Raw genomic sequence first — 24519 nt, forward strand, 5'->3', positions numbered from 1 at the left:
AGCTGTTCTATTTCAGTTGTGGCCATCAGCCGTCGCTATCAGCCGACTCGTCGTGGTCTCGAGCCGCGTCGTCCAGTCGTCGACTTCGGGGAGCAGTCGGTCGCCGTTTATCGGGACCGGCGGTTGAGGGTCTTTCCAGCGGTTGATCAGGGAGTGTTCGATCCCGAGTTGATCGATGATGCGGCCGACCACGTAGTCGGTTACCTCGTCGACCGAGGTGGGGCGCGAGTAATAGGCCACCGTCGGCGGGAAGATCACGGCACCGGCGCGCGCCAGGTAGTGCATGTTCTCCAGGTGAATCTCGCTCAACGGAGCCTCCCGCGCGACCAGGACGAGCCTGCGCCGTTCCTTCAGCGTCACGTCGGCAGCGCGCGTGATCAGGTTGTCGCTGTAGCCGACTCGGATCGCGCTCAACGTCTTCATGCTGCACGGGCACACGACCATGCCATTCGTGCGAAAAGAGCCACTGGAGATGCCCGCGGCAAGATCACGGGCGCTATAAACGTGCGAGGCCAATGCTCGGACCTCTTCGACGCTGGCGTCGGTCTCGATCTTTATCGTCGCCCGTGCCCAGTCACTGAGAATCAGATGTGTCTCGACGCCTATCTGACCAAGAGCTTCCAGCAGACGGATGCCCAAACTGGCGCCGGTCGCGCCAGTCATCGCTATCACGAAGCGCATCGTTTTCCTCCTTTCAGCTGCACTAAACGATCAAACGTTTGGGTGCTCGTTCTTGATGGCGTGGCCGAACCGAATGATGGAGCGGGGATCCATACCGACAACTAGTCAGCGAGCTCGGCGCATACGTCGCATCACGTGTAGTTCGCGTTTCTAATCGCGACCTGTCGCTCCAGTTCTGTTGACAGCCTTAAGTTTTCAGACCTACCTGATGAAGCGGGCGGGTTCCAGCGTCGCGACCTTTCGGTATTCCCGGCGTCGTTGCCAGGAGTGACCGAGGGTCTGCGCGCCTACGGCACTTCTGCATGTGCGCACAGGTCGGCGGGTGGCGGTCATTGAGGTGTCCGCCCGACAGACGCCGTATGGTGACCTACCCATCCCGCGCCATTTGCCACGCACGGTATTTGCGGAGCGACTTCGCCACGGTCCGCCCGCATGACGCACGCGATCGTTCGGTGTCGGAGTTGCTCCAGACTATTGGTATTAGTCGCGAGACGCGGTGCGAAATCTATCCCGGTAGGCTTTTGGGCTGATGCCCAGGTGGTTGAGAAACACCCGTCTGAGGGTTTCCGTGGTGCCGAAACCCGCCATGCGCGCAGTCTCGGTCACTGTCCGGCCGGCGTCGAGTGCGGCACGTGCGGAATCGATTCGAACCGATTCGACGTAGCGTGCCGGGGTCATCCCTAGCTCGGACTGAAACAGCCGGGTCAGTTGGCGCGTGCTCATGGATGCACGAGCGGCAAGCTTCTTCACGCTGTGGTCATCAGCTGGGTTGGCCGTGATCGCGTCGGTGACCACTCTCAGCGCGGACTCCGGCGGAGGGTCGGCCTCAACCAAGACAGAGAATTGTGATTGCCCGCCGGCGCGTTTGAGATACACCACCAACGATCGGGCGACTTGACGAACCAGCTCGGGACCGTAATCCCTTTCGACCAGCGCCAAAGCGAGGTCGATCCCCGACGAAACGCCCGCAGAGGTGAATATGTCACCGTCGCGGACAAAGATCGCATCCGGTTCGACCCCCACGTCAGGAAATGCGCGGGCCAAGCGTCCGGTATGTCGCCAATGCGTGGTGGCGCGCCGGCCGTTGAGCAGACCGGCCTGCGCCAGGATGAACGACCCGGTACAGACTGACGCCAGACGCCGAGTCCGGAGCGGCACAGTTCTGAGCGCCTCGATGAGTGCGGGGTCGATCGGCCGTCCTACCAAATTGTCACCGCCGGCGACGATGACGGTATCGGCGGATTCGAAAGACGAAATTCGCCTATCTACGCCGAACCGCGTTCCTATCGATGTCTTTACGTCGCGCCCGTCTACCGATGCGACCTCAAGTCGATAGTTCGCCCCGAAGCGGTTGGCTTCGGCGAAGACTTCAGCGGGTCCTACCGCATCTAATAGCTTCACGCCGTTGAAGACGACGATCACCACCAGGCGCGCACTTCTATCGGCGGCTTCAGCCATCTGCTTATTGTGTCGCTTTTGGGGGAGTCGGCCGATCCGCTATACCCACGGGGCGGTACTCGGCGGAAGACTGTCTAGCGCTAGAAGGGGAAATTCTCATGACATCACGGCGAGCGTTGATCACAGGAGTTTCGAAAGGAATCGCAGTTGCCAACCGCCTCCCGGTGTCCGGCGACATACGAGTTGGCCTCTTGCGCGGCCAATGGATTTCCCGGGTGCGTTCTACGAGGTGGATCTCGCGGAGTGGGTGGCCGCCGCCGAAGTGCTCTTGCGAGTCCTGGCGAGTGGACGAATGGATTCGGTGGTCAACAATGTTGCCGTCCCACGTTTGGGCAGGATCGCCTGTAGAACGATCCGAGTCTGTCTTGTTTGTTTGCTGCCCACACGCGCAGGGGGCGGCACCCATCCGCGACTCAGTACGATGCAGCGCGATTTCTCCGATGTTGAGTGTGGCCAGCGATGGGTCTAGCTTCAGTGCGTGGAGTCGCGGGCTCTGCGTCAGGAAAATGTGGAGCTGATCGGTCGCCACGCGGAATGCGTCGCGCTCGACCAGCTTCTCAGTGAAGTGCACGACGGCGAAAGCCGAGTTCTGGTGCTGCACGGGGAACCGGGTGTCGGAAAGACGGCGCTGCTGGAGTACGTCGGCCAGCGGGCTGCGGGCTGCCGCGTCATCCGCGCCAGCGGCGTCGAGTCCGAGATGGAGCTCGCGTACGCCGCGCTGCATCAGTTCTGCGCGCCGATGCTGGACCGTCTGGACCATTTGCCACCACCACAGCGTGACGCTATGGGCGTGGCTTTGGGCCTGAGCGTAGCGCCGGCACCGGACCCGCTGCTGATCGGGCTGGCAGTCCTGAGCATGTTCTCCGACGTTGCTGAGGCCCAGCCGCTCGTCTGTTTGGTCGACGATGTTCAATGGCTTGACCGGGCCTCGGCGCAGGTCTTCGCATTTGTTGCCCGCCGATTGGTAGCCGAATCGGTGGGATTGTTTGCGGCGACGCGCGTTCCCCACCCCGATATGAGGACGCTGCCGATGCTGGCGGTTAAGGGCCTCAAGGACACCGATGCGCGGGCACTCCTGGACAGGGTTCTGACCCGGCCCCTTGATGAACGGGTCCGCGACCGGGTGATCGCCGAGACGCGGGGCAACCCGCTTGCTTTGCTGGAACTGCCCCGTGGTGTGAGCGTGCAGGAACTGGCGGGCGGGTTCGGCTTACCGGGGGCGGCGCGGCTATCTGCGGCAATGGAAGAAAACTTCCGCCGTTGGATCGAATCCTTGCCGGATGTTACCCGCGACCTGCTGCTGCTGGCGGCGGCCGAGCCGCTCGGCGATCCAACACTGCTGTGGCAAGCGGCCGTGCGGCTGGGTATCGGTGCCGACGCCGCCACACCTGCCATCGAAAGCGGCTTGGCTGAGTTTGGCACGCGAGTGCGGTTTCGCCATCCATTAGCCCGCACGGCCGCCTACCGATCAGCTCCGCTTCGTGCCAGGCAACAGGCACACCGCGCGCTGGCTGAGGTGACCGACTCGGAGCTGGATCCCGACCGGCGCGCATGGCACCGCGCCCAAGCCGCGTCAGGCCCGGACGACGATGTCGCCTCGGAATTGGAGCGCTCGGCCGCGCGGGCGCGGGCGCGCGGCGGCCTGGCGGCGGCAGCCGCGTTTCATGAGCGGGCAACAATGTTGACACTTGATCGTGCCCGCCGTACGGCGCGGGCATTGGCGGCCGCGTCAGCCAAGGTCGAAGCTGGTGCCTTCGACTCGGCACTGGACCTGCTTGCCATGGCCGAGCGTGGACCGCTGGACGAACTCCATCGTGCCCGCGCCGACCTTATCCGGGCCCAGCTCGCGTTCGCCACGAGCCGGGGTGGCGACGCTCCGCTCCTGCTGCTGCGGGCGGCCAGGCGGTTTGAGCCGATCGACGCCAGTCTCGCCAGGCAGACCTACTTGGATGCTATTTCGGCTGCAGCATTCGCAGGCCGCCTTGCCAGTCCGGGCGGTGGCGTACTCGACGTGGCACGGGCTGCAACCACGGCCCCGCTGCCGGCGCGCACGCCGCGCGCGCCCGATTTCCTCCTGGAAGGGTTGGCGGCGAATTTTGTCGTGGGATACCGCGCGGCGGTGCCAAACCTGCGGGCGGCAGTGAGTGCCTTCGGCACCAACATGTCGGTAGATGAAGAACTGCGCTGGATGTGGCTGATAAACCTGGCGGCGTTGCACTTATGGGATGACGAAGACTGGGACGCACTCTCCGGACGGTACCTTCAACTGGCGCGCACCGCCGGCGCGATGAACGAGCTCCCGCTTGCCCTGAGCACACGTGCCATCATGCTGACGTTCGCTGGCGACTTGACCACCGCGAGCGCGCTAACCGACGAGCAGCGCACGGTGACGGAAGCCACGGGGATCAGTCTTGCTCCCTACGCTGCCATGCACCTGGCCGCGATGCACGGGCGGGAAGCGGCGACGTGTGCCCTCATCGAGCAGACCGCCGCAGAGGCGCCCCGGCGGGGCGAAGGTATCTCGATAGCCGTCGCCGAGTGGACGAGAGCCGTGCTTCATAACGGCTGGGGCAACTATTCGGAGGCGATGGCCGCCGCCCAGCAGGCTCTCTACCACCAGGAGTACCCGGACGTCAGATACCCGGGTGTGGCCAACTGGGCTGCGGCCGAGCTCATCGAGGCGGCCGTGCGCAACGGGATGTGCGAGACGGCGACCGAAACAGCCCACTGGATCACAGAGATGACCAGCGCCAGTCACACCGAGTGGGCGGTCGGGGTGGAGACGCGGTCGCACGCGCTGCTGGCCGAGGGGGAGGCCGCAGAGCGGCTCTATCAGGAATCGATCAGACACCTTAGCCACAGCCGCGTCCGCACCGAGCTCGCCCGGGCTCATCTGCTCTATGGGGAATGGCTGCGGCGGGAGGGTCGGCGCACGGATGCCCGGACGCAGCTCCGCGCCGCGCACGGCATGCTCGACGCGATGGGCATGCATGCGTTCGCCGAGCGCGCGGGGCGCGAGCTTCAGGCCACCGGTGAAACCGCTCGCAAGCGGACGGCCTCCCTCGGCGGCGAACAACTGACCCCGCAGGAAGTCCAGGTCGCCCGGATGGCACGGGATGGCTTGTCCAACCCCGAAATTGGCGCGCGACTGTTCATCAGCGCCCGAACCGTTCAGTATCACCTGCGCAAGGTGTTCGCCAAGCTCGCCATCAGCTCGCGCAACCAGCTCCACCAGGTCCTTCCGAGCAGTCCTTCACCGCAGCTGATTTCACCGCAGCGGATTCGCTGAATCAGATCGCGGTGCCACGGTGAGCACAACGCACGCCCTCATTCCGATCGGTGCGGCCACCGGCAGGCCACCCAACTAGCCATCTGGCGGATGCAACCATGGCTCAATCCACGGCAGCCTGTTGCTATTGACAACGACCGCCCACAGGGCTGCGAGCCAGTAGATGTCCGCGACGACTTCGTCGAGATCATCCTCAACTGGCCCGAGTAGCACTACCAAGGAACCATCACCGTGAACAATGATCTCAGCAATCTCGCAAACGACCAACAGCAACCGGATCGAAAATGCTGTGCGAATGGCTCATTCAAATGGGTCGTACACCACCGAATGGCGTGCACGCCCGAGGCTTCAGGTGCGGCAGGCGACCCCATCACCGAACTCAATATGCGGTTCGAACGCGACGCCATACCGTTGATTGATCGGCTCTTTGCCGGTGCGCTAAGTCTGACGCGAAATAAGCAAGACGCCGAAGACTTAGTGCAGGAAACGATGTTGCGCGCGTACGCAGGCTTTCATACCTTCCGCGAGGGAACGAATCTGAAAGCGTGGCTCTACCGGATCTTGCAGAACACCTGGATCAATCAGTACCGCAAGAAACAGTCGCGGCTCGCTGAGATCCCAGTCGAGTACATCACTGACCAGCATATGGCGGCTGACGTACTACTTACCTCGGCTAGGCTGCGCTCGGCTGAAGTCGACGCCCTCGAGTCGTTGCCCGACGACGAGGTAAAGGCCGCCCTGATGACACTGCGCGAGGAGTTACGCGTCGCCGTTTATTACGCCGACGTGGAGGGATTCTCGTACAAGGAAATTGCCAACATCACGAATGCTTCTGTCGGCACGGTGATGTCGCGACTTCATCGCGGCCGACAACGATTGCGTATAGCTCTTCGAATGGTCGCCAGCCGACGCGGCATGACGTCCGCTGAAACCTGGAGCGATCAGCCGTCCGCCACGCCGGTAATCGCCATCTAGCGGTGGTCCGGAGATGCGCCACACGACGATGGGTGGGCACTGGCCGACTCGAATTCTCAACAGCTGCAACGAGGTAGCGCCGTGCGAGTGGGTGTGGCGTATTCGGCCCAGTGTGGCTTCACCGAACTCCGCCAGTCCGGGTGCCTTTAAGCGTCAGGCTGCACAAGGCGTCACCCACCCCCACCGACTTCCCTGGACGGCCTGCTGGCGCATCGTTTTGGATTCCCACAACAGAAAAAACGAGAGGAAACACCATGCCCATCTATCAGTGCTACTCCCCACCAGGGTTGCTGACCGAGACTGCAAAAGCCCAAATCGCCGACGAGATCACCACCATTCACACCGATGCCACTGGTGCACCGGAGTTGTTCGTCAGTGTCGTGTTCCAGGAGGTCCAGGACGGCGACTGTTTCGTGGCCCGCGAACCGTCAACCCACTCTTATATTCTCGGCATGATCCGCCACGGACGTAGCCTCGAAACGCGCCAGGTGATGCTGCGTGAATTCTCGCACATGTGGAGACGTATCACCGGCCAATCTGAGGCCGAACTTCTCGTCGCGTTGACCGAAGTCGACCCTGCAAGCGCCATGGAATCGGGCTTGATCCTGCCCGAGCCCGGCGACGAACAAGAGTGGTTCGATGAGAATCACGCGAGACTGGCCGAATTGGGAGTGACTTTAACGCCCTGGTAAACGTGCAGCCTCCCGACCAGGGAACGCGGAGGGAGTCCCGACTATCGCTGGTACACAACGATTGTCGGCGAAGGATAGACACTTTCGATTACCACCGGGTGGGCTTGCACATAACAGTTCTCGAGGCATCCGGCTGCCGCCCACGCAACATAGCTGGAGGCCTCGGGGGATCGAACGCCTTATCACCATGTGCCAGCGTCTGATGCCAAACGCTTAGTTGTAGGCCATTTAAGCTTCCCATAATTATGGGACCAAAGCGGTTGCCACCTTGCCGAGATAGTTGGTATTCAAGGCGCATCCTCCATGCGGACCCGCCTGATACGTGCGCTCGCCAGCGGTTGCCGTTGCCAATGTCCCCTCTTGTGGGATAGACGGCAGGATTGGGTCAGTCCGGATAGCCGCGCATTCCGCCAGACTGTGTTGTGCAACAACTTTCGGAGATTGGAACGAGCCCGCTGCCGATGCGTTAGCACACGGCAGTACACGCGACATCTGGAGGATCGCCCGTGAAGCCACTGACCCAGAAACGCTTAGCCGGAGGTTTCGGATGCCGGCAAAGTTGAGCCCTTCATCGAGGCGGCGACGGAAAGCTGCTCAGCAGCGGACCGAGCGCTACTCTCGGCGACATTGCTGATGCTGTGGCCGCGGCCCAAGAGGCCTTACGCACTGCTAGAAGACGACTCCAGCGCCCGAACGAGCCCGCGCCCTCGAACGACTGGCCGAGGCACTCGAGCGGCTCTCGCCAACCGAAGACTTTTCAACTCTGCCACAAACTCATGGCCCAGGTTCGACGATCACTGCCCGCCCCATTTGTAGTTTTCCGAAATCAAAGCATTCCGAACGCTGATCGCCCAGCTTGCCAAGGTCGATCAGCTACCCACACCCATGCGCTCGTCGAGCGGTTTCAGCTCACCGTTCGCTCGAGCTACCAAGTGAGGAGATACCGATGCAGCTCCAAATACGTGCAGCCGCGATGGAGGATGCGGCTACCTGCGGACAGATCTGCTATGACGCATTCGCAGCCATTGCCGGTCGCCACGGATTTCCGCCGGAGCTACCGTCCCTCGACGCGGCAGTAACGCTAATGTCGGAACTGATAGGCAATCCCGGCTTCTTCGGGGTCGTCGCGGAATGTGAAGGAAGGGTAGTCGGGAGCAACTTTCTCGACGAACGCTCGATGATCCTCGGCGTGGGTCCGATCTCGGTGGAGCCTACATCGCAGGACCGGCAACTCGGTCGCGCGTTAATGACCGCGGTCCTCGACCGCAGCGCGGCTCGTGGCGCGCCGGGAGTGCGATTGGTCCAAATCGCGTATCACAACCGTTCGCTAAGCCTCTATACCAAACTTGGGTTCGACATACGCGAACCGCTGGCCGCATTGCAGGGGACTCCGCTTGAGCTACAAATACACGGTTATGCTGTCCGGCGGGCGACCGAGGCAGACATCGACGCGTGTAATGCACTGTGCGTACGTGTGCTCGGCCACGACCGCAAGGGCGAGCTGGTGGATGCGATTGCTCTACGCAGCGCCACGGTCGTCGAGCGTCAGGGACGCATCAGCGGTTACGCAACCGGAATCGGCTATTTCACGCATTCGGTCGCTGAAACTAACGACGATCTCGCCGCGCTCATCGCCGCGGCGGAAGAATATTCCGGCCCCGGGTTTTTGGTACCGCTGCGGAACACCGAATTACTGCGCTGGTGCCTCCAGCACGGTCTACGGGTTGTCCATATGCACAATCTCATGAGCATTGGCCTATATCAGGAACCTCGCGGAGCATTTCTCCCGTCGATTTTTTGCTGATTGGACACATATCTGACAGATCTCACACGGCCACTGCTCAAGCGTCGTGCCCTGAGGAATCTGGGGGCGGTGCTTCGCGTGTCATTTCTGCTCGAACCCGGATCCTCGGAGGAACGCTTGTGGCTGGCGTAGCCATCGGCGTAAAACTCGTCGACGCCCCATCCTGTCCTCGGCGCAACCACCGCGAAAGAAAGTCTATGACCCTGTTTGTGGGGACGTGGTTGGCAAGCTGAAGCTCATCGAGTCCCTCCCAAACGTAGGCGGCGAGACGGGCGCCGGGTTCACATTTTGCGTAGTCCGCGAAGGATTCTGCTCAGCGGAAGGGCTGCGGCCAGACCGCAGCGCAGGCTGTGCTGCATGCGCTGAGGTTGCCGATAATCGCTCGTGATGCTTAAAGCGCGAAACTGACACCCTGTGTGCTCACAACGCATGTTCCGCTTTGAGAATGTCACCGGCGCGCTCACCGATGACGACACACGGAGCCATCGTGTTGCCGGTGGTTATGCGCGGCATGATCGATGCGTCAGCGATTCGAACGCCTTCTAGCCCATACACCTTGAGACTTCCATCCACGACCGACATCACGTCCCGCCCCATTTTGGCCGTGCCGCAAGAGTGGAAGTAGCTTTCTGCTGCGTTACGGACGAAACGGATCAGCTCCGGCCGCGTGAGATCACCCGGCATCACTTCACGTTTGATGAAGGGCCGCAGAGCCGCCGAATTCCCGAGTCCGCGGCATAAGTCAACGCAGGCGAGTGCAATCTCGACGTCGTCGGCCTCCGCCAGCATGTTTCCCTCGACCGTCACTGGGTCCCCCGGATGGGGGCCGGTAAGCCAGATCCTGCCACGACTCTTGGGCTGTAGCACCCCGGCACACATCGTCCATCCCAGCTCGGGTACGTCGTAATCTTGAGCATTTTCCTTGCTGCACATGGGAAATTCTCCGACGCAGATTTGTATATCAGGAGCTTCCAGACTGGAGTCGCTCTTCCAGAACACCGTGGCCTCGGCCCCGTTGTTGCGTGGCTTGAGCGGCTCTCTCCATTCCCAAACGCAGTCGATGCGCGGATGATTCTGGTAGTTTCGCCCGACACCAGGCAGATGTGCCACGACCGGAATCCCCAAGCGTCGCAATTCGTCAGCATCACCGATGCCCGACTGCATGAGCACCTTCGGCGTGTTCACCGCGCCCAGCGAAACGACCACCTCGTTCGCCACGGCAACGCTATGGGTCTTTCCGCCGTGCGAGAACTCCACCGCCGCGATCCGGTTGTTATCGAAGGCGAGCCGCGTCACCGTCGCGCCGGTGATAACAGTTAAGTTCGACCGGCACCGGTGCGGGTAGACGTAGGAACGAAACACCGACTGCCGGATCCCGTTGCACAAAGTCAGGTCGAGGATCGATGCCCCACCGTCGCCGACCATCATCTCGTCGTTATTACTTTTGTAGCTGGGGATTCCGATCGAGCGCGCAGCCTCGACGATGGCGAAGGCGAGCGGGTTGGGATCGGGAGCGGGCGCGACGAAGATCGGGCCGCCGACGCCACGGTACTTGGGGTCGTATGGCCCGCCCCAGTTTTCGATCCGGCGGTAGATGTCGAGAATTGCTTGATAGCCCCAGGACTCGTTATCCGCCTCAGCCGCAAAGTAGTCCCAGTCACTCGGGTGTCCCCGCGCCCACACCATCACATTGATGCTCGATCCTCCACCAAGCACCTTGCCCATGGAAAGCGAGATTGATCTGCCATTAAGTTGAGCTGAGGGTTGAGAGACGAAATTCCAGTCACGCTCACTGCCCAAGTTGAGCGTCCATTGGGAGGGGTCTTGGACGGCAGGCACATCGTCAGTGCCCCCCGCCTCAAGCAATAGGACAGTGACATCAGAGTTTTCAGCTACGCGGCTCGCGACGACCGATCCCGATGAGCCGGAGCCGCAAACCACAAAGTCGTACCGTGGTGCAATCTTGGAACTAGCCATGTACGTTCTCCAGCCTTGTCTAATCAAAGGTTGCGCGCGGCCCGCGCTGCCGGCGTCGCAGCGGGCGGAATCGGTTGATGGCCTGTCGTACAGCCAAATCGATTCCACGCGTAGCTGCGTTGAAACTGTGCCGGCGCTGTCCTGGCATTTGGCATCGTTGATAGCTCTCGCCGAAGGCACTCGATGCCGTATCGAGGTCGTCGCCGCCCGGGAAGGCGGCTCTCGGGCGTCTTCATTGCCTCGATATGCTGGTGTCTCGCTGAAATTCCTTTCCTACCTTGGTTTTACACACCTCGTCGTAGCTGAGGCGCACCTAGACGCGTCGGGTTCACATTTTGCGTAGTCCGCGAAGGATTCTGCTTAGCGGAAGCGTTGCGGCCAGACCGCGGCGCAGGCTGGGCTGTATGCCGCTGAGGTTGCCGATAATCGGATATCGCAGGCCGTGGTCACGCCATTCGGCGACCTGCTCGATGACGTCATCGGGTGTGCCGGTGAGGAGGCACTCTTTGAGTAGTGACGAGGGCACGTCAGCCGTCAAGGATAGGACCGTCTGTTCGTCGAGCGTCTGCGGGATGATGTCTTGTGCACCGGTGAAGTCGTCACCGAGGGGATGACGCGCGCCGTGGCGGGCCCATAACCGGGCGTGTGCGCTGAGCGCGAACGCTTTCATGGGTTGGGAGGCCAACGCTTCGTCGACCTGGTCGCGGCTGCGACCAGTCATGACGAAAAACAAGCCCGCGGCGGTGATGGACGTGGGGTCACGGCCGACGTCCGAAGCGGCGGCCCGGACCTTTTCCAGGCCGACGGCGTAGTCCTTGGGCCGCATCGTCATGGCGGCGGGAAACCATGCATCGGCGTAGCGCCCAGTGGCCCGTAGCATGCGCGGCCCGTGGGAGGCGATCCAGATGTCCGGCCACTTGCCGCGGTAGGGCGGTAGGTCGAACACGGCGTTGCGCAGCGGGAAGAATGGTGAATCACGCGTGACAAGTTCGCCTCTGGAGTTCCACAGCGCGCGAATGGTGGCTAGGGCTTCTTCGAAGCGTGCCACCGGCTTTGACCACTCCACACCGTAGGTCTCATTGCTTTCGCGGTTGCCTGTTCCTATACCGAGAATGGCTCGTCCCCGGGTAAGTAGATGCAGCGTGGCGGCCGCCTGAGCGGTAACCGCGGGATTGCGACGGGCGGCACCGGATACCCCAATCCCAACCCGACGCCGTCCCAATTTATTTCGAGCGGCCAGATATCCCAATACCGTCCATGCTTCGTAGTACGCATCGACATCAGGGGCTAGCCGTGCGGTTCCGACGTACTGAGGTGTCAGCACCGATCGCGGAAACAGTGAGGTGAGATGGTCAGGGAACCAAAACGAGTCCACCCGATTCCCAACCGCGGTGAGATAACTGGCGCTCACCAACGCCGTTGGTAAGTAGCGGGTGTGTAGCGGTTGTTCTATCAGACCGACCTTAAACATGCTTACGCGCTTTCACTCGGAGAGGATTGTGACCGCGGCGACCATGATTGTCACCATCATGCGAAAGTCTCTGCGATAGAGGGGTTTCGCTGCAACGGACCATATTGACCGATGCAAAGGGTCAAGCATCAGTGACCCGATGACTCTCTATGGTGCCGCTTGTCTGGGACTGTCCGTCTCGGTCGCGCCTCGGACAACCATAGGTGACGTTGTCTCGCTGGCTCCCCCTCGCTTTTGCGAATTCTTAAGTACCCGAAGCATTATTGACGGGCGCAGCAGGTGCGAGGGAGGATCAAGCAGATTCATCGACTGCAGGAATTGCTGGACCACTGCTGGATCGGTTTCGGCGGCGGCCAGCACCCGATCGAGGTAAGCGTTGATGATCCGTATAGACAGCGGTCGTTTCCCCGCTATCTGGGGCAAAGCCAGGTCCGAGCCTACCGCCGCTTGCCAGGCCACGCGGATCTCTTTAGCGGACGCGCGAAAAAACCGCCACGGTAGGTTGCGATCCCCCTGCTGCAGGCAGTGGCGCAGGACGAGCGCTTCGATGGCGGCGACCGACATGCCCTGTCCGTAGAGTGGATTGAAGTTACATAGCGCGTCGCCCACGACGATCAGACCGTCGGGCGTTCGCGCCAACTTGTCATAGCGGCGCCACCGGTTTGAGGGAAACCGATAGTGCGTCATGTCTGCGAGTGGCTCGGCACGCCGCGCGGCGTCAAGCACGTACGGGGGCGCCATGTCGGCCAGGCAGTCCAGCAGCGCAATGCGATCCGCGGGGGGTTTTTGTCCTGCCACCGTTTGGACCGCGAGCCTGTAGGTGTCGTTCTCGCCGGCAAACATCGCGAAGCACACAGGTCGGCTAGGCTCGGGGCCGCTGAAAGCGAGGTACTCGCGCAGCGTGCCCGGTGGCAGGTGGACCGGCATGCCGGCGTAGCTGACCTGCACCGTAAGCTGGTCTTCGCGGGGGCGAGGATAGCCCAGGTCGTCAAGAAGCACTGGTGTCCGTGAGCCGCGTCCGGTGGCGTCCACGACAAGATCGGCCGCTAGGACCTTCTCGGCGCCAGAGTCACGCCGTGCCACCACAACACCGGTCACGCGGTCGCGTTTTCGGTCCGACGTCAATCTCACCGCATCGTGGTCTTGCATGATCTCCACGTTGGAAAGTGCATGCACGCGGCGGCGCAGGCTCCACTCCAGAAACGGCCGGCTGACGTAGTAGCTGACCATCGAATTAGGGTCTGGAATCGTGCCAGATCGCAAAAGGCGATGTCCGCCAAACGATACCCAAAACCGTGACAGGTCACCGTCATTCCACACTCGCGCGCCGCCGACGACCAGCTCGTCGAGAAAACCGGGCAACAGCTCATCCATGATCTGCGCCCCGCGCGCTGTCGGAAGGTGGGGCAGGCCGCCTTGCGCCACGCCGCGACGGGTCACGGGGCCGTCCGGGAGGACATCCCGTTCGACCACCGTGACTGTGCTGTAGAAGTCAGCGAGCACCCGGGCGGCCAATAGCCCACCGATGCTTGCCCCCAAAACTACTGCGGTCTCGGCAACTTTAGGAAACACCTCGTCGCGAAGGCGACCTGTATCCGTGAGCGGTGCAATCGACATCTACTACCCTTCATCGACGTTCGGTTCATGGGCTTCCTGCAGCGCTGCAGACGATCGCCGCGTGAATCTCCTTGCGGGACCTGCAGACAGTCTGCAGCGATCAGGGCTATCCGCCCACGGCTTTTCGAGCCGTTCTTCCCACAAAAGCTGCCGCGACCACCGCTATGATCCGCGATCTACCGGACGGCGGTGCATGTTGTGCCCGCATCGCAACCTTTGTGTGCAATGCGTTTTCGAGAGGCAATCAAATTGTGCGGCGCTCGCCTTTAATGGACGGGTCGAATTTCGTGCTAGTGCCGATCGACACGGTGACCTGTCAGCTGAGCAGCTGCCTGCGGTAAGCGGTGGGTGTAGTGCCGAGCTGTCGACGTGTCACGGTGGCCAGGTGTTGTGAACTGGCGAAGCCGCATTGGTGCGCGATATCGGTAATGCTTAGAGACGGGTTGCCTAGCAATTCACACGCTCGCGCGAAACGGCGGTTCATTAACCAGCGATGCGGAGGCTCGCCCGTGCCATCGCGAAAAAGAGTCGCCAGGCGGGCCGTCGATAAACCTACTACCTTCGCCAGCTCCGTCAAACCGACGTCATCCGATAAGTGCGCTTCGAGGTACTCGATCGCGCGCCGTAGGCGCCAATCGCGATAGCCTGGTCCGCTTTTTCCAGCGAACGCTGTGGAGCCAGACAGGGTTGAATGTCGCCGGATGAGCCGCACTGCGAGCTGCTGGCCGAGCGATTCGAACATCATGCGAGAACACCGGTCGCGTTGCGTCATCTCGCGGAGGATCTGCCGGCAAGTGGCCTCGACGAACGGATCACGTGAACACATCGGATCGACAAGAGCGATCGTCCGACCTTTCTGGGTTGCACCGCTCTCTACAGCGAGCCGCTCAACCATGGCGTGAGGCAGATACATGTGCAAGTAGGTGAATGGCTGCTCTGAGGTGAATATCCCGCGCGGCTGTTCGCCGGCGACCACAATATTCATGTGGAACGCCGGATGTGCGCCGCTCCACTTCCGCTGCCCGTCGGCGAAGTAGGTGTGGTGATGGTGCCCGCTCACCAACATCGATATCACGTCAGTGTTCTCATTCGCGCGGCCAGATAATTCGTATGATGAATTGCGCTGGAACCGCCAGATAGCTGCCGACATCGTTTCGTCAGGAGTCGTGATGCGCTGCTCTGGCGCGAAACCCAGTCGGTGCGCGACGTTATCGGGGGTTACCTTTGTCGGTGCGCTTACCATCACGCCATCCGTCGCTTGACCGATGACGATGTTGTCTTGAGAAGGTGTTGAATAAGCAAGGCTGCCAACGCCAGAGACGCAGCAATTGTCCCGCGGTCGAATCGTGAAGACACAGATTCAGTGTCCGCGTTTGTAACGACTTCGGCCAGTGGCGAAGCGACACGTTTCCCACAATCTGCGACATCAAGCGCGGACGCAACGCCAGATCTAGCAATCGTGATCGACGGTCGGAGGCGGCGCAATCGGGCGGGAAGCGTCATCGGCACTGCGGACAGTAGTACGGAATCTGTCTTGATACGCCTTGGGGGAGACGCCGAGGCGGTTGACAAAGACTCGTCTGAGCGTTTCGGCACTGCCGAAGCCGGCTAGCTGCGCTGTGCGAGCCACCGTTCGTCCCCCCTCGAGTTGGGCCCTCGCGATATCGATGCGGACCATCTCAACGTACCGGGCCGGGGTTGTGGCAAGTTCGGACTGAAATAGTCGCGCCAATTGGCGTTTGCTCAAGGACGCCCTTGCCGCAAGGCTTTTCACGCTGTGGTCCGCATCTGGGTTAGCAGCGATCGCTGCCGTGACCGAACGCAGCACGGATTGGGACGGCGGATCAGCCTCCACTAAGACAGAAAACTGCGACTGTCCTCCCGCGCGTTTGAGATACACAACCAGCGCCCGTGCCACCTCGCGAACCAACTCCGCGCCATAATCCAGTTCCACCAGCGCCAGAGCCAGGTCGATGCCAGCTGATACCCCAGCCGAGGTGAAGATCTCGCCATCGCGAACAAAGATCGCGTCCGGTTCGACACATGTATCAGGGAATTCGCGGGCAAGCAGCGGTGCGTGTCGCCAGTGCGTTGTAGCGCGCCGACCGCTCAACAAGCCAGCCTGTGCCAAGACGAACGAACCCGTGCAAACGGAAGCCAATCGCCGGGACCGCGCCGACAACGGTCCGAGGGCCTCCACGAGCGCCGGATCGAGTTGCCGCCCGACCAGTGTGTCGCCCCCAGCGACAATGACGGTGTCGGCAGAATCAATCGCCGAAATGCTATCGGTGACACCCAACTTGGTTCCGATCGAGGTTGTCACATCTTGCCCATCTACGGATGCGACTTTGAGCTGATAATGCGCTCCGAACCGGTTTGCCGCAACGAAGACCTCGGCTGGTCCCGCTGCATCCAGAAGCGTCACCCGCTCGAAGACGATCGTCACCACTACACGTGATGTCGCAGCAATCTCATTCACACCAGCATTGTGTCCCTAACGGCGTTCATGGTTCGCCAGCCGTGTCTACATTCCGATCCTCGGCCACCAAGACTTGTAATGCGGGACGCATGTGAGCATCCGATGCAAGTCTCGTGCACAAAATTCGCGACCGAGACACGTCGTTGTCAGGGGATCAAGGTACACACGACCATGACGGCCACGCCTGTCCCAGGTGGGGCAGCGCGAAACGTTGCGCGGCAGTGGCTGATTGCCTTATTAATCAGATGACGACAGGTAGGTACCGTGAATCACCTAAAATCAGTCCGCCCGGACACAGCAAAGCCATGCACCGCCGCAATTGTCGAAACGGGCGAGAAAGACTCATCCCTGGCACCTGGGATGCCGCACTGTTGGTGGGGCCGTCTTCCGCTAGAGAAGACGTTCGGCTTCGCGCGTAATCGCTATGTCATCATTGATTACTCGCGGTCGGACGAATCTCACGCTCGGGGCGACGCTTTGCCTCTGCGACTGTTCCTAGTCCAGAGTCTTCTCCACGGTCTTATCGCGACACTGCTGATTGTGTCCGCCGCCGGGCTCGGGTGGTTCTAACGGCGGGCATTCAGCGATGTCAGCTGGTGTAGGACGTGGTTTGCTTGCGGCAATGCTGCACATAGTGTGGGCGGTCGACCGGTAGTTCGCGATAAGCGTGACGGAGATCTGCAGTGCGCACACATGTGACGGGATCTCTCGGATACGACGCGACAAATCAGCGCAAGGATGGCTCTATGAACATCACCTCGAATACCACCCTTCACGAAATTGCGCCGGATATCTACCGGCTGTCGACGTGGGTACCCGAGGTCACCGATGACGGGTTCACCTTCAATCAATTCTTGTTGACCGGTGAGCAGCCAATGCTGTTCCATTGCGGTCACCGCCAGCTGTTCCCGCAGGTGTCGGAAGCCATCTCGCGCGTTATGCCGCTGGATACGCTCCGGTGGATCTCGTTCGGGCACCTGGAAGCTGACGAATGCGGCGCGATGAACCTATTTCTGCGCGCTGCCCCGCATGCCGAGGTCATCCATGGTGTGCTGGCGAACATGTTGTCCTTAAACGACATCTGTGACAGGCCGCCGGTGGCCGCGCCTGATGAACTGCTTGACATCGGTCAGCATCGGCTGAGGTTCATCGCCACTCCGCACGTGCCACACAACTGGGAAGCGGGGTTGTGGTTTGACGAAGCGACGTCGACCCTGCTGGCAGGCGACCTGTTCAGCCAGGCCGGTCGTTGCCCTGCATTGACCGAATCAGACTGTGTCGCAGCAGCCTTAGATACTGAAAGCCTCTTTCGTGGAACGGGTCTAACGACCAATCTGGTGCCCACGCTGCGGCAGTTGGCCGAGCTGAAACCCCGCACACTGGCGCTCATGCACGGTGCCTCCTACACCGGCGACGGCACCGGACAATTGCGCGAGCTGGCCGACGGTTACGCCGCGATGATGGTCTGACCGCTATACAAACTATGGAGCTTCTGGGAACGCTTAGAAACGCCGTTGTTACGGTTTCTCAGCCACCTCGACCTTCATCGAATCCGACCGCGAGAGGGTCCGCACTGAGTCTCACATTTGGGAACCGCAGTGCCCTATGCCAACAAGCGCCGTGTCCGGCTACGGTATTCCGGCGTCGTCAATGCGCCGGTCGTAGCTGACGACGCACATGAGGTCTTCGGTGGACGTGCTGGCAATCTTTGTCTGCGGTTACCTTGTAAAAGCCGCCTGGCTTTGTATCCCACTTCGCTCGCTGATCTGTGCGCTAGTCGTGCCGACAACGAAGCAGAAGGCGTGGTTGTATGCGGTTCAGCCCCGCCAGGGGGACCGATTTTGCAGAGTTGGCCGCTGAAGCCTGATGTTTAGTCGTCGCGGATCGTGTTGCTGCTCAGAGAAGTCCGATACTCCGGGGTAAGTCTGCTTGTTAGCCGATGTGGTCGTGAGCGATGACGTAGTTCGCCGTGCTGACGCGTATGTGTTCTGTCTATTCCTCAGGGTCAGCCGGTTAGACCAATCGGGCCGGTTTCAGTAGGTCGTGCAGCCCGACCCGATGCAGTATCTCGGCCTTGAGCCGGTCGAGGACCGCGAAGCCGACCTCGGCGCCGTCCTCCGTCGGGCCGGTGTAAGACCGAAACGGGCGCTTACCAAATGGGGTATCAATTACATTGACAACGGCGTCGGCGACCGCGGATTCGTCGGGGTCCGGGGAGGCGATGACATCGAAGGCGTGCTGAACCTGAGGTCCCAAACCCGCGTAGGGGCCAGCCTCATAGTCGTCAACCACTGTCTTGTCGCTGGGCGAGCCGGCACGCGCCAAATGGTTGGTGTTGGTGGTGAATGCACCGGAAACGATGATGGAAGTCTCGATGCCCCAGCGGGTCAGTTCGGGAGCGTAGGCCACCGCCAGCGCGTCCATCGCGGCTTTGGCCGCGAAATAGGGTGCCAGATAAGGCGGCGCGCCTCCCGCGGCGCTGCTGCTGGATATCCACACCAACAGGCCCTGCCGCTGTCGTCGCATGTGTGGCAGGACAGATCGGTTGACTCGCTGCGTGCTCAGCACGTTGATGTCATACACTTCCGCGAACTGCTCGGGCGTAAATGCCTCAGCCGGTCCGAAGACCATGTGCCCCGGATTGTGTACCACCACATCGATACGCCCATTGGCGTTCAAAACCCTTTCGACGGCGGCATTTACGGACGATTGCGACTGCGCATCCATTTCCACGGTCCGCAGATCAACGCCGTTATCCTTTGCGAAATAGCCCACCGCTTCGGCCTGAGACGCGTTGCGGCCGGAGATCTCACGCATCGACGCGTAGACCGTTTGGCCGGCGAGCGCGAGCGTTTCGGCGGTGAGCCGAACGAAGTTACTCGACGCACCCGTCACCAGAACTATCTTCTGACCCATTGAGAAATCCTTTCTACGCCAGGGCGAGTCAGCGAGTTGCTCTTTGCCTCAGTAGAAGGTTGCGCTGAATAAGCCGCGATCGCATCCGCCGGTGGCTAGTCATCAAGTGCGCCGATCCACAACTTGACTACTCAACGCGCTTTGACGAACCCGCCGCGGTCGCTGTCGTGCTGACGGCCCTGCAGCGGACGATCCGTCGGAAGGACTCGGTCAAGCTGGCTGCGTGAGCTGATGTCCAACTTCGCGAACACCTTGCGAAGGTGATACTGGACTGTTCGTCCGCTGATGAACAGCCGTGCACCGATCTCTGGATTCGACAGGCCGTCGCGGGCCAACCGTGCGACCTGCGTTTCCTGCGCTGTCAGTTGTTCCCCGCTCACGCCGGCGGCGCGCTTACGAGCGGTTTCACCGGTGGCCTGAAGCTCGCGCCCCGCGCGCTCGGCGAACGCATGCATGCCCATCGCGTCGAGCATGCTGTGCGCTGTGCGGAGCTGCGTCCGCGCCTCCGTGCGACGGCGCTCTCGGCGTAACCATTCCCCGTAGAGCAGATGGGCGCGGGCGAGTTCGGAGCGCATTCGGGTACGGCCAAGCCGCTCAATTGCCTCGCGGTAAAAACGCTCAGCCTCCGCACCAGCACTCAGCAATGCGCGCGAACGTGCATCGATGCCAAGCGCCCAATCGGTGCCACTGGCACTGGTCATTTCGGTAAGACGGGAAAGAGTATTGGCTGCGGCGGTGGTCGTACCGCTGCGCACGGCCGCTTCGATGAGCTCAACCGCGGCCCATGCCGACACGCCAATGTCTGCGGGGTGCTCGGCAGCCTTCTGGGCTGCGATCATCGCCTTCTCGTAGTTGCCAATGCCGTTGTTCAGCACTGCCTCCGCCCACTCGGCAATCGTCAACCCGACGCCTTCGCCGCGCCGCATGACGTCTCGTGTGGTGTCTTCGATCAATGTCGATGCCTCGCCCGGACGGCCCTGAAATGCGGCCAGGCCCAGCGCGCCATGTGGCGCGACACGTTCGCCGGTGGCCTCTGTCACCGTCTCGGCCTCCTGAATCAGCGATTCGGCGGCGGTGAGTTCGCCGGCGGCAAGCAGCATCACCGCGCGCGAACTGAGAGCAAGCGGCAATTCCGTTAGCGCGCCGGCCGCGCGGGCAAGCTCAACATGGCGCGCCGAAAGCACATCCCAACTTTCGTCATCCCACACGTGTAATGCGGCGATTCCTACCAGCCATAGACAACGCAGATCATCCTCTGATGACCTTCGAGGTCTGGCGGTGCTGATAGCGCGACGCAAAATCCCTAGTCCTGCCGCATATCCGTCGGTGAACTGTGCTGTGAGGCCGTCAAGCAGAAGATCGGATAGGCGCGGGTTTACGACGCGTGGCGACGCGGCGGCGGCCTGTGCTACGTCCAGGATCCCGCAGCCGGACGCTAGTCGGGCGGCGAACATCGCCGCCGATAGCGCCTCCAAGTAGGTGTCACGGGAAAGAACGGCGTCGATTAACTCGAGCCGTTTCGCTGCTTTCAGCAGCAGCAGCGGGGCATCGCTGCCGCGGTTGGTAACGAAGGCTAGCTGGGCGCGCACTAGATCGACACGAGCATGCTGCAAGTCGCTTAACGGTCCGGCCTCGGCCAGGGCAATCAGATCCAGTGCGGCGTCGAATGCGCCAGCTTGTGCCTTTGCGGCCGCCGCGTCGAGGGCGCGCCGAGCTCGTTGGGCCGGGTCGAGGGTTAACGCTGTTGCGCGCTCAAGGAATGCCGCTGCGGCAGCCACCCCACCGCGCGCTTGAGCCCGCCCTGCTGAGCGCACTAGCTCGGCGGCGACATCCTCGGCAGGGCCGGTGGCGGCATGGGCTAGATGCCAGGCCCGGCGGTCGGGATCCAACTGCGGATCAGTGACATCCGCGAGGGCTCGGTGGATCTGCTGGCGCTTCTGCAGTGACCTCGAGTGGTAAGCCGCCGAGCGCCCCAATGGATGACTGAACTGTACCCGGGAGTCGAACGCCACCAGGCCTCCATCGACCGCGGGCGCCGCGGCGTCCGCACCGACTTCAAGTTTGGCCGCAGCCGACCAAATCAGCGCCGGATCACCGGTCGGCTCGGCCGCCGCCACTAGCAGAAGATTGCGGGTCGACTCCGGCATGGCACTAATGCGCTGCCGAAAACTTTCTTCAATGCTTCCTGAGAGTCGTACCGCGCTCGGCAGCCCGAACCCTCCTGCCAGCTGTTGTGCAGTCCTTCCCCGTGGCAGCTCCACCAATGCCAAAGGGTTGCCCCGAGTCTCAGCGACGATTTGGTCACGTACCCGCGCGTCAAGCGGTCCGGTCAGCACCCTGTCCAGCAGCGCGCGTGCATCCGCGTCCGCCAAGCCGGATACGAGAAGTTGCGGTAAGTTGGCGAGATCGCCGCCCGGCACACGCGCGGCGAAAACCAGCCCGACCGATTCCGCTACCAGGCGCCGCGCGACGAACGCGAGCACCTGCGCTGAGGCCTGATCCAGCCACTGTTCATCGTCGATTAGGCACACCAGCGGCTGTTCGTCGGCTATCTCAGATAGCAAGCTCAACACGGCGAGTCCGATTAAGAACCGGTCCGGAAGGGGTCCGGCGATAATGCCGAACGCTGTCTGCAGCGCATCGCGCTGCGGCTCAGGAAGTCGCTCCAATCGATTCAGCATTGGCCCGCACAACTGGTGCAGCGCGGCGAAGGCGAGCTCCATCTCGGACTGGACACCGGCCGCACGCGCCACCCGGCAGCTCGACGCCCGCTCAGCCAGGTATTCCAGCAGCGCGGACTTTCCAACTCCTGCTTCGCCGTGGATCACCAGCGCCCGGCTTTCGCCGGCGCGCACAACCTCGACGAGCTGATCGATGACCTCGCATTCGGCTCGTCGGCCGATTAGCTCCAACGGACGCCGCCTATTCGGCAACCTCTGTCGATATCCGCATGGCCTGACCGTATACCAACGCAATGCTCACTAGTGGAGCTCGAAGAAGACTCGGCAACCATCACCCTGCGTCGCGAGAGTCGTAACCCACGTGGAAAGGCAAGTCAGGGAAGGTCTTGCCGAATTGAGACTGCCTAGCCGTCGGTACTGCTGCCTTCACTAGGCCTTCTTGTGCCGTTGAAAGGACTGGCCGCTAACCAATGCTTCTGTGACCGATGCGCACTGCGTGTACACAACGCCTGTCAGAGACACGTGTTTGCCGCCTCACCCGCGGTATACATCGACCGATGCCTTTGTGACTCCTTACGGCAGTCCCAATACCCATCGTCAACAAGGAGATCTGGTGCAGTTAGCCCCTCGACCCAAGGCCGTCAGTATGCGGGAGTGGGGTGGACCAAGGTTCGCTACCCGCCTCTGCGCGTACCTGACTACTGGCATCGTGCTGATAGGCGTGAGCGCCAGCGCCGCCATGCCGGTCGCGTCAGATCTACCAGAGATTCAGGCGCGCTCGGGACAGCTGGACGCGGCTTCCGACAGCGCTACCGAGATTTTGGCCGCACTGGGACTCGAGGTCGGCGAGGGCACAGGCAAAATTTCTTTGACCAGGGGGTTGCAAGACGTAGTTGGTCTGGAGAATTCACCGGTCGGGCGCGTGAGTGGCCGCGCTGACTTCTCCGGTTTTAACGCCTATGCGGAGCTCGCCACCAACACATCTGACCGCCAGAAGAGCCTTGGCCAAACTGCGCTCCATGACCCTTGGCCTATGGCGACACAGATCATCGCTAATCAGGTCGGTTATCCGCGTATGAGCCGCAATGCGCGAGGCTCGCTTTCGGACGTCGCTGATGGGGTCATTGTCGCGTCCGCCCTTCCAACGGCGTTTGGAGTCCCCTTTTCGGGCGATGTTAAAGCTGAGTTGGTCGAAACTCAGATCGCGCTGCTGAACCTACTGATCACTTTCAAGCTGAAAGTGGTTCTGTTGCAGACGGCTCTGCTGAATTTCCTGGTCAATGTCAACCGGAACATGGTCCTTGAGTCGCTAGGTGGCACACACACTTGATCGGGTGGGTTGGCCGTCTCGAACGTCAATCACCCTGTGGTGTTTCCCATTCGAGTCCGCGCCATAAGACAGTGGCGTTTGCCAAAGCTCGCAGTCAACATAATTCAAAATCCGCAACAGTGCGGAGGCGTGGCCAGCACCAAGCATCGTGGATACGGAAAGGAATGATTCAGTTGGAACTTGCCGGTATCGGGGTGTCGAGTGTTCAGCTGCGCTACGGCGACCCGGCGGAATCCGCCGAAGCGGCAGCGGAATTGGAGGAGCTTGGCTTTGCATCGCTGTGGATCCCAGATGTCAGTGGGCAGGTGTTTGATGCCGTGCATGGGTTGCTTGGCGCAACAAGACGGACGGTGATCGCGACGGGCATCCTGAATCTCTGGATGCACTCACCGAGCGAGATCGCTGCATCTTATGCCGAGCTCATCGCCACTTATGGCGACCGCTTCCTGCTCGGCGTCGGCGCCAATCACGCCCGACCAATGGGCGTCAACCAGCCGGGGGCATACCACAAGCCTGTGCCAGCGGCTGTCGCGTTCCTGGATGCGTTGGACGCTGCCGACCCGCCAGTGCCCGCCGAGCGGCGGGTGCTAGCTGCTCAGAGCCCGAAGATGTTGGCGCTGGCCGCGAGTCGTACCCGCGGTGCCCAACCTTACATGGCAACGCCGGAGCACACCGCCATTGCCCGTGCGATTTTAGGCGAGACTTCGTTGTTGATGCCGATGCAGACCGTGATCCTGTGTCACGACGCCGACGAGGCCCGTGCCATCGGAACCCATTGGCTGCGGGCTTATTTGGGAGCTTTGCCGAACTACGCCCATAGCTTGCTGTGCCGGAGCGGGTACTCGGTAGATGACTTGGCTCGGGCGAGCGACCGGCTTTTCGACGGGATCATTGTGTGGGGCGACGAGGAAGCCGTTTTGCGCAGGGTAGCCGAGCATCGGGCGGCAGGCGCCGATCATGTCTGCATTCAGGTGCTGACGGATGACCGATCGACCTTCCCTCGTGAAGAGTGGCGTCGGATTGCGGCTGCCTGCAAAGGCTGACCGCGACCACACCGATCTATCTTGCGTGTGAATTTGGCTGCCGAATCATCGATTCTGATCGGCCCTTGGCGGCTATGACGGCGGCAATGAAAACCCCACATGTTGT

The 24519-nt window shown here is 61.5% G+C and carries 16 protein-coding genes; 7 read left to right on the plus strand and 9 right to left on the minus strand.

Going from position 1 to position 24519, the window contains the following annotated elements; translation table 11 throughout:
• Positions 1-12 precede the first annotated feature (12 nt).
• Together A9W99_RS09585 and A9W99_RS09590 are read right to left on the minus strand one after the other, a co-directional pair.
• Entirely contained in the window at positions 13-681 is a 669-nt protein-coding gene (locus A9W99_RS09585; protein WP_067376191.1) for a UbiX family flavin prenyltransferase, read from the minus strand.
• A gap of 480 nt (positions 682-1161) precedes the next feature.
• Positions 1162-2139 (minus strand): GlxA family transcriptional regulator, encoded by a 978-nt coding sequence (locus tag A9W99_RS09590; RefSeq protein ID WP_067376194.1) that lies wholly within the window; start codon positions 2137-2139, stop codon positions 1162-1164.
• Positions 2140-2617: 478 nt separating this feature from the next.
• Here A9W99_RS09590 and A9W99_RS09595 point away from each other — a divergent pair, with 478 nt between their 5' ends.
• The 4 genes from A9W99_RS09595 to A9W99_RS09615 all read left to right on the plus strand — a co-directional run bounded on the left by A9W99_RS09595 (position 2618) and on the right by A9W99_RS09615 (position 8899).
• The gene (locus A9W99_RS09595; RefSeq protein WP_216639723.1) at positions 2618-5428 is read left to right on the plus strand and encodes a LuxR family transcriptional regulator; all 2811 of its coding nucleotides are present in this window, start codon (positions 2618-2620) and stop codon (positions 5426-5428) included.
• A 327-nt stretch (positions 5429-5755) separates the two neighbouring features.
• Positions 5756-6403, plus strand: coding sequence for a sigma-70 family RNA polymerase sigma factor (locus A9W99_RS09605; protein WP_067376198.1), 648 nt, complete (start codon positions 5756-5758; stop codon positions 6401-6403).
• 254 nt (positions 6404-6657) lie between these two features.
• Positions 6658-7095 (plus strand): tautomerase family protein, encoded by a 438-nt coding sequence (locus tag A9W99_RS09610; protein WP_067376200.1) that lies wholly within the window; start codon positions 6658-6660, stop codon positions 7093-7095.
• A gap of 946 nt (positions 7096-8041) precedes the next feature.
• A complete protein-coding gene (locus A9W99_RS09615; RefSeq protein WP_067376202.1) occupies positions 8042-8899 on the plus strand; it encodes a GNAT family N-acetyltransferase in 858 nt (285 codons plus the stop codon).
• 420 nt (positions 8900-9319) lie between these two features.
• On the opposite strand, the gene A9W99_RS09620 is transcribed toward A9W99_RS09615, so the two are convergent.
• From A9W99_RS09620 to A9W99_RS09640, 5 genes are all read right to left on the minus strand, one after another.
• Entirely contained in the window at positions 9320-10876 is a 1557-nt protein-coding gene (locus A9W99_RS09620; RefSeq protein ID WP_067376204.1) for a GMC family oxidoreductase, read from the minus strand.
• 328 nt (positions 10877-11204) lie between these two features.
• Positions 11205-12347: an LLM class flavin-dependent oxidoreductase gene (locus tag A9W99_RS09625; RefSeq protein WP_067376206.1), complete on the minus strand. Its 1143-nt coding sequence runs from the start codon at positions 12345-12347 to the stop codon at positions 11205-11207.
• A 147-nt stretch (positions 12348-12494) separates the two neighbouring features.
• Positions 12495-13964 carry an NAD(P)/FAD-dependent oxidoreductase gene (locus tag A9W99_RS09630; RefSeq protein ID WP_156623033.1) on the minus strand — a complete coding sequence of 490 codons (1470 nt, stop codon included), beginning with the start codon at positions 13962-13964 and terminating at the stop codon, positions 12495-12497.
• Between the two features lie 316 nt (positions 13965-14280).
• On the minus strand, positions 14281-15207 hold the full coding sequence (locus tag A9W99_RS09635) for an AraC family transcriptional regulator (protein ID WP_067376208.1): 927 nt from the start codon (positions 15205-15207) through the stop codon (positions 14281-14283).
• Between the two features lie 207 nt (positions 15208-15414).
• Positions 15415-16434, minus strand: a complete 1020-nt coding sequence (locus tag A9W99_RS09640; protein ID WP_371514941.1) for a GlxA family transcriptional regulator — start codon at positions 16432-16434, stop codon at positions 15415-15417.
• Between the two features lie 755 nt (positions 16435-17189).
• On the opposite strand from A9W99_RS09640, the gene A9W99_RS09650 reads away from it, so the two are divergent.
• Positions 17190-17912, plus strand: coding sequence for an MBL fold metallo-hydrolase (locus A9W99_RS09650; protein ID WP_067376213.1), 723 nt, complete (start codon positions 17190-17192; stop codon positions 17910-17912).
• Between the two features lie 544 nt (positions 17913-18456).
• Here the strand turns inward: A9W99_RS09650 and A9W99_RS09655 are convergent.
• Together A9W99_RS09655 and A9W99_RS09660 are read right to left on the minus strand one after the other, a co-directional pair.
• The gene (locus tag A9W99_RS09655; protein WP_067376214.1) at positions 18457-19359 is read right to left on the minus strand and encodes an SDR family NAD(P)-dependent oxidoreductase; all 903 of its coding nucleotides are present in this window, start codon (positions 19357-19359) and stop codon (positions 18457-18459) included.
• Between the two features lie 131 nt (positions 19360-19490).
• The gene (locus tag A9W99_RS09660; RefSeq protein WP_253869712.1) at positions 19491-22271 is read right to left on the minus strand and encodes a LuxR family transcriptional regulator; all 2781 of its coding nucleotides are present in this window, start codon (positions 22269-22271) and stop codon (positions 19491-19493) included.
• A 490-nt stretch (positions 22272-22761) separates the two neighbouring features.
• Here A9W99_RS09660 and A9W99_RS09665 point away from each other — a divergent pair, with 490 nt between their 5' ends.
• Together A9W99_RS09665 and A9W99_RS09670 are read left to right on the plus strand one after the other, a co-directional pair.
• Entirely contained in the window at positions 22762-23370 is a 609-nt protein-coding gene (locus tag A9W99_RS09665) for a hypothetical protein (RefSeq protein ID WP_156623034.1), read from the plus strand.
• 173 nt (positions 23371-23543) lie between these two features.
• Positions 23544-24413 (plus strand): TIGR03620 family F420-dependent LLM class oxidoreductase, encoded by an 870-nt coding sequence (locus A9W99_RS09670; protein ID WP_067376300.1) that lies wholly within the window; start codon positions 23544-23546, stop codon positions 24411-24413.
• The last annotated feature ends 106 nt before the right edge of the window (positions 24414-24519 follow it).

It is taken from the genome of Mycobacterium sp. 1164966.3 (assembly GCF_001665395.1).
Lineage (GTDB): Bacteria > Actinomycetota > Actinomycetes > Mycobacteriales > Mycobacteriaceae > Mycobacterium.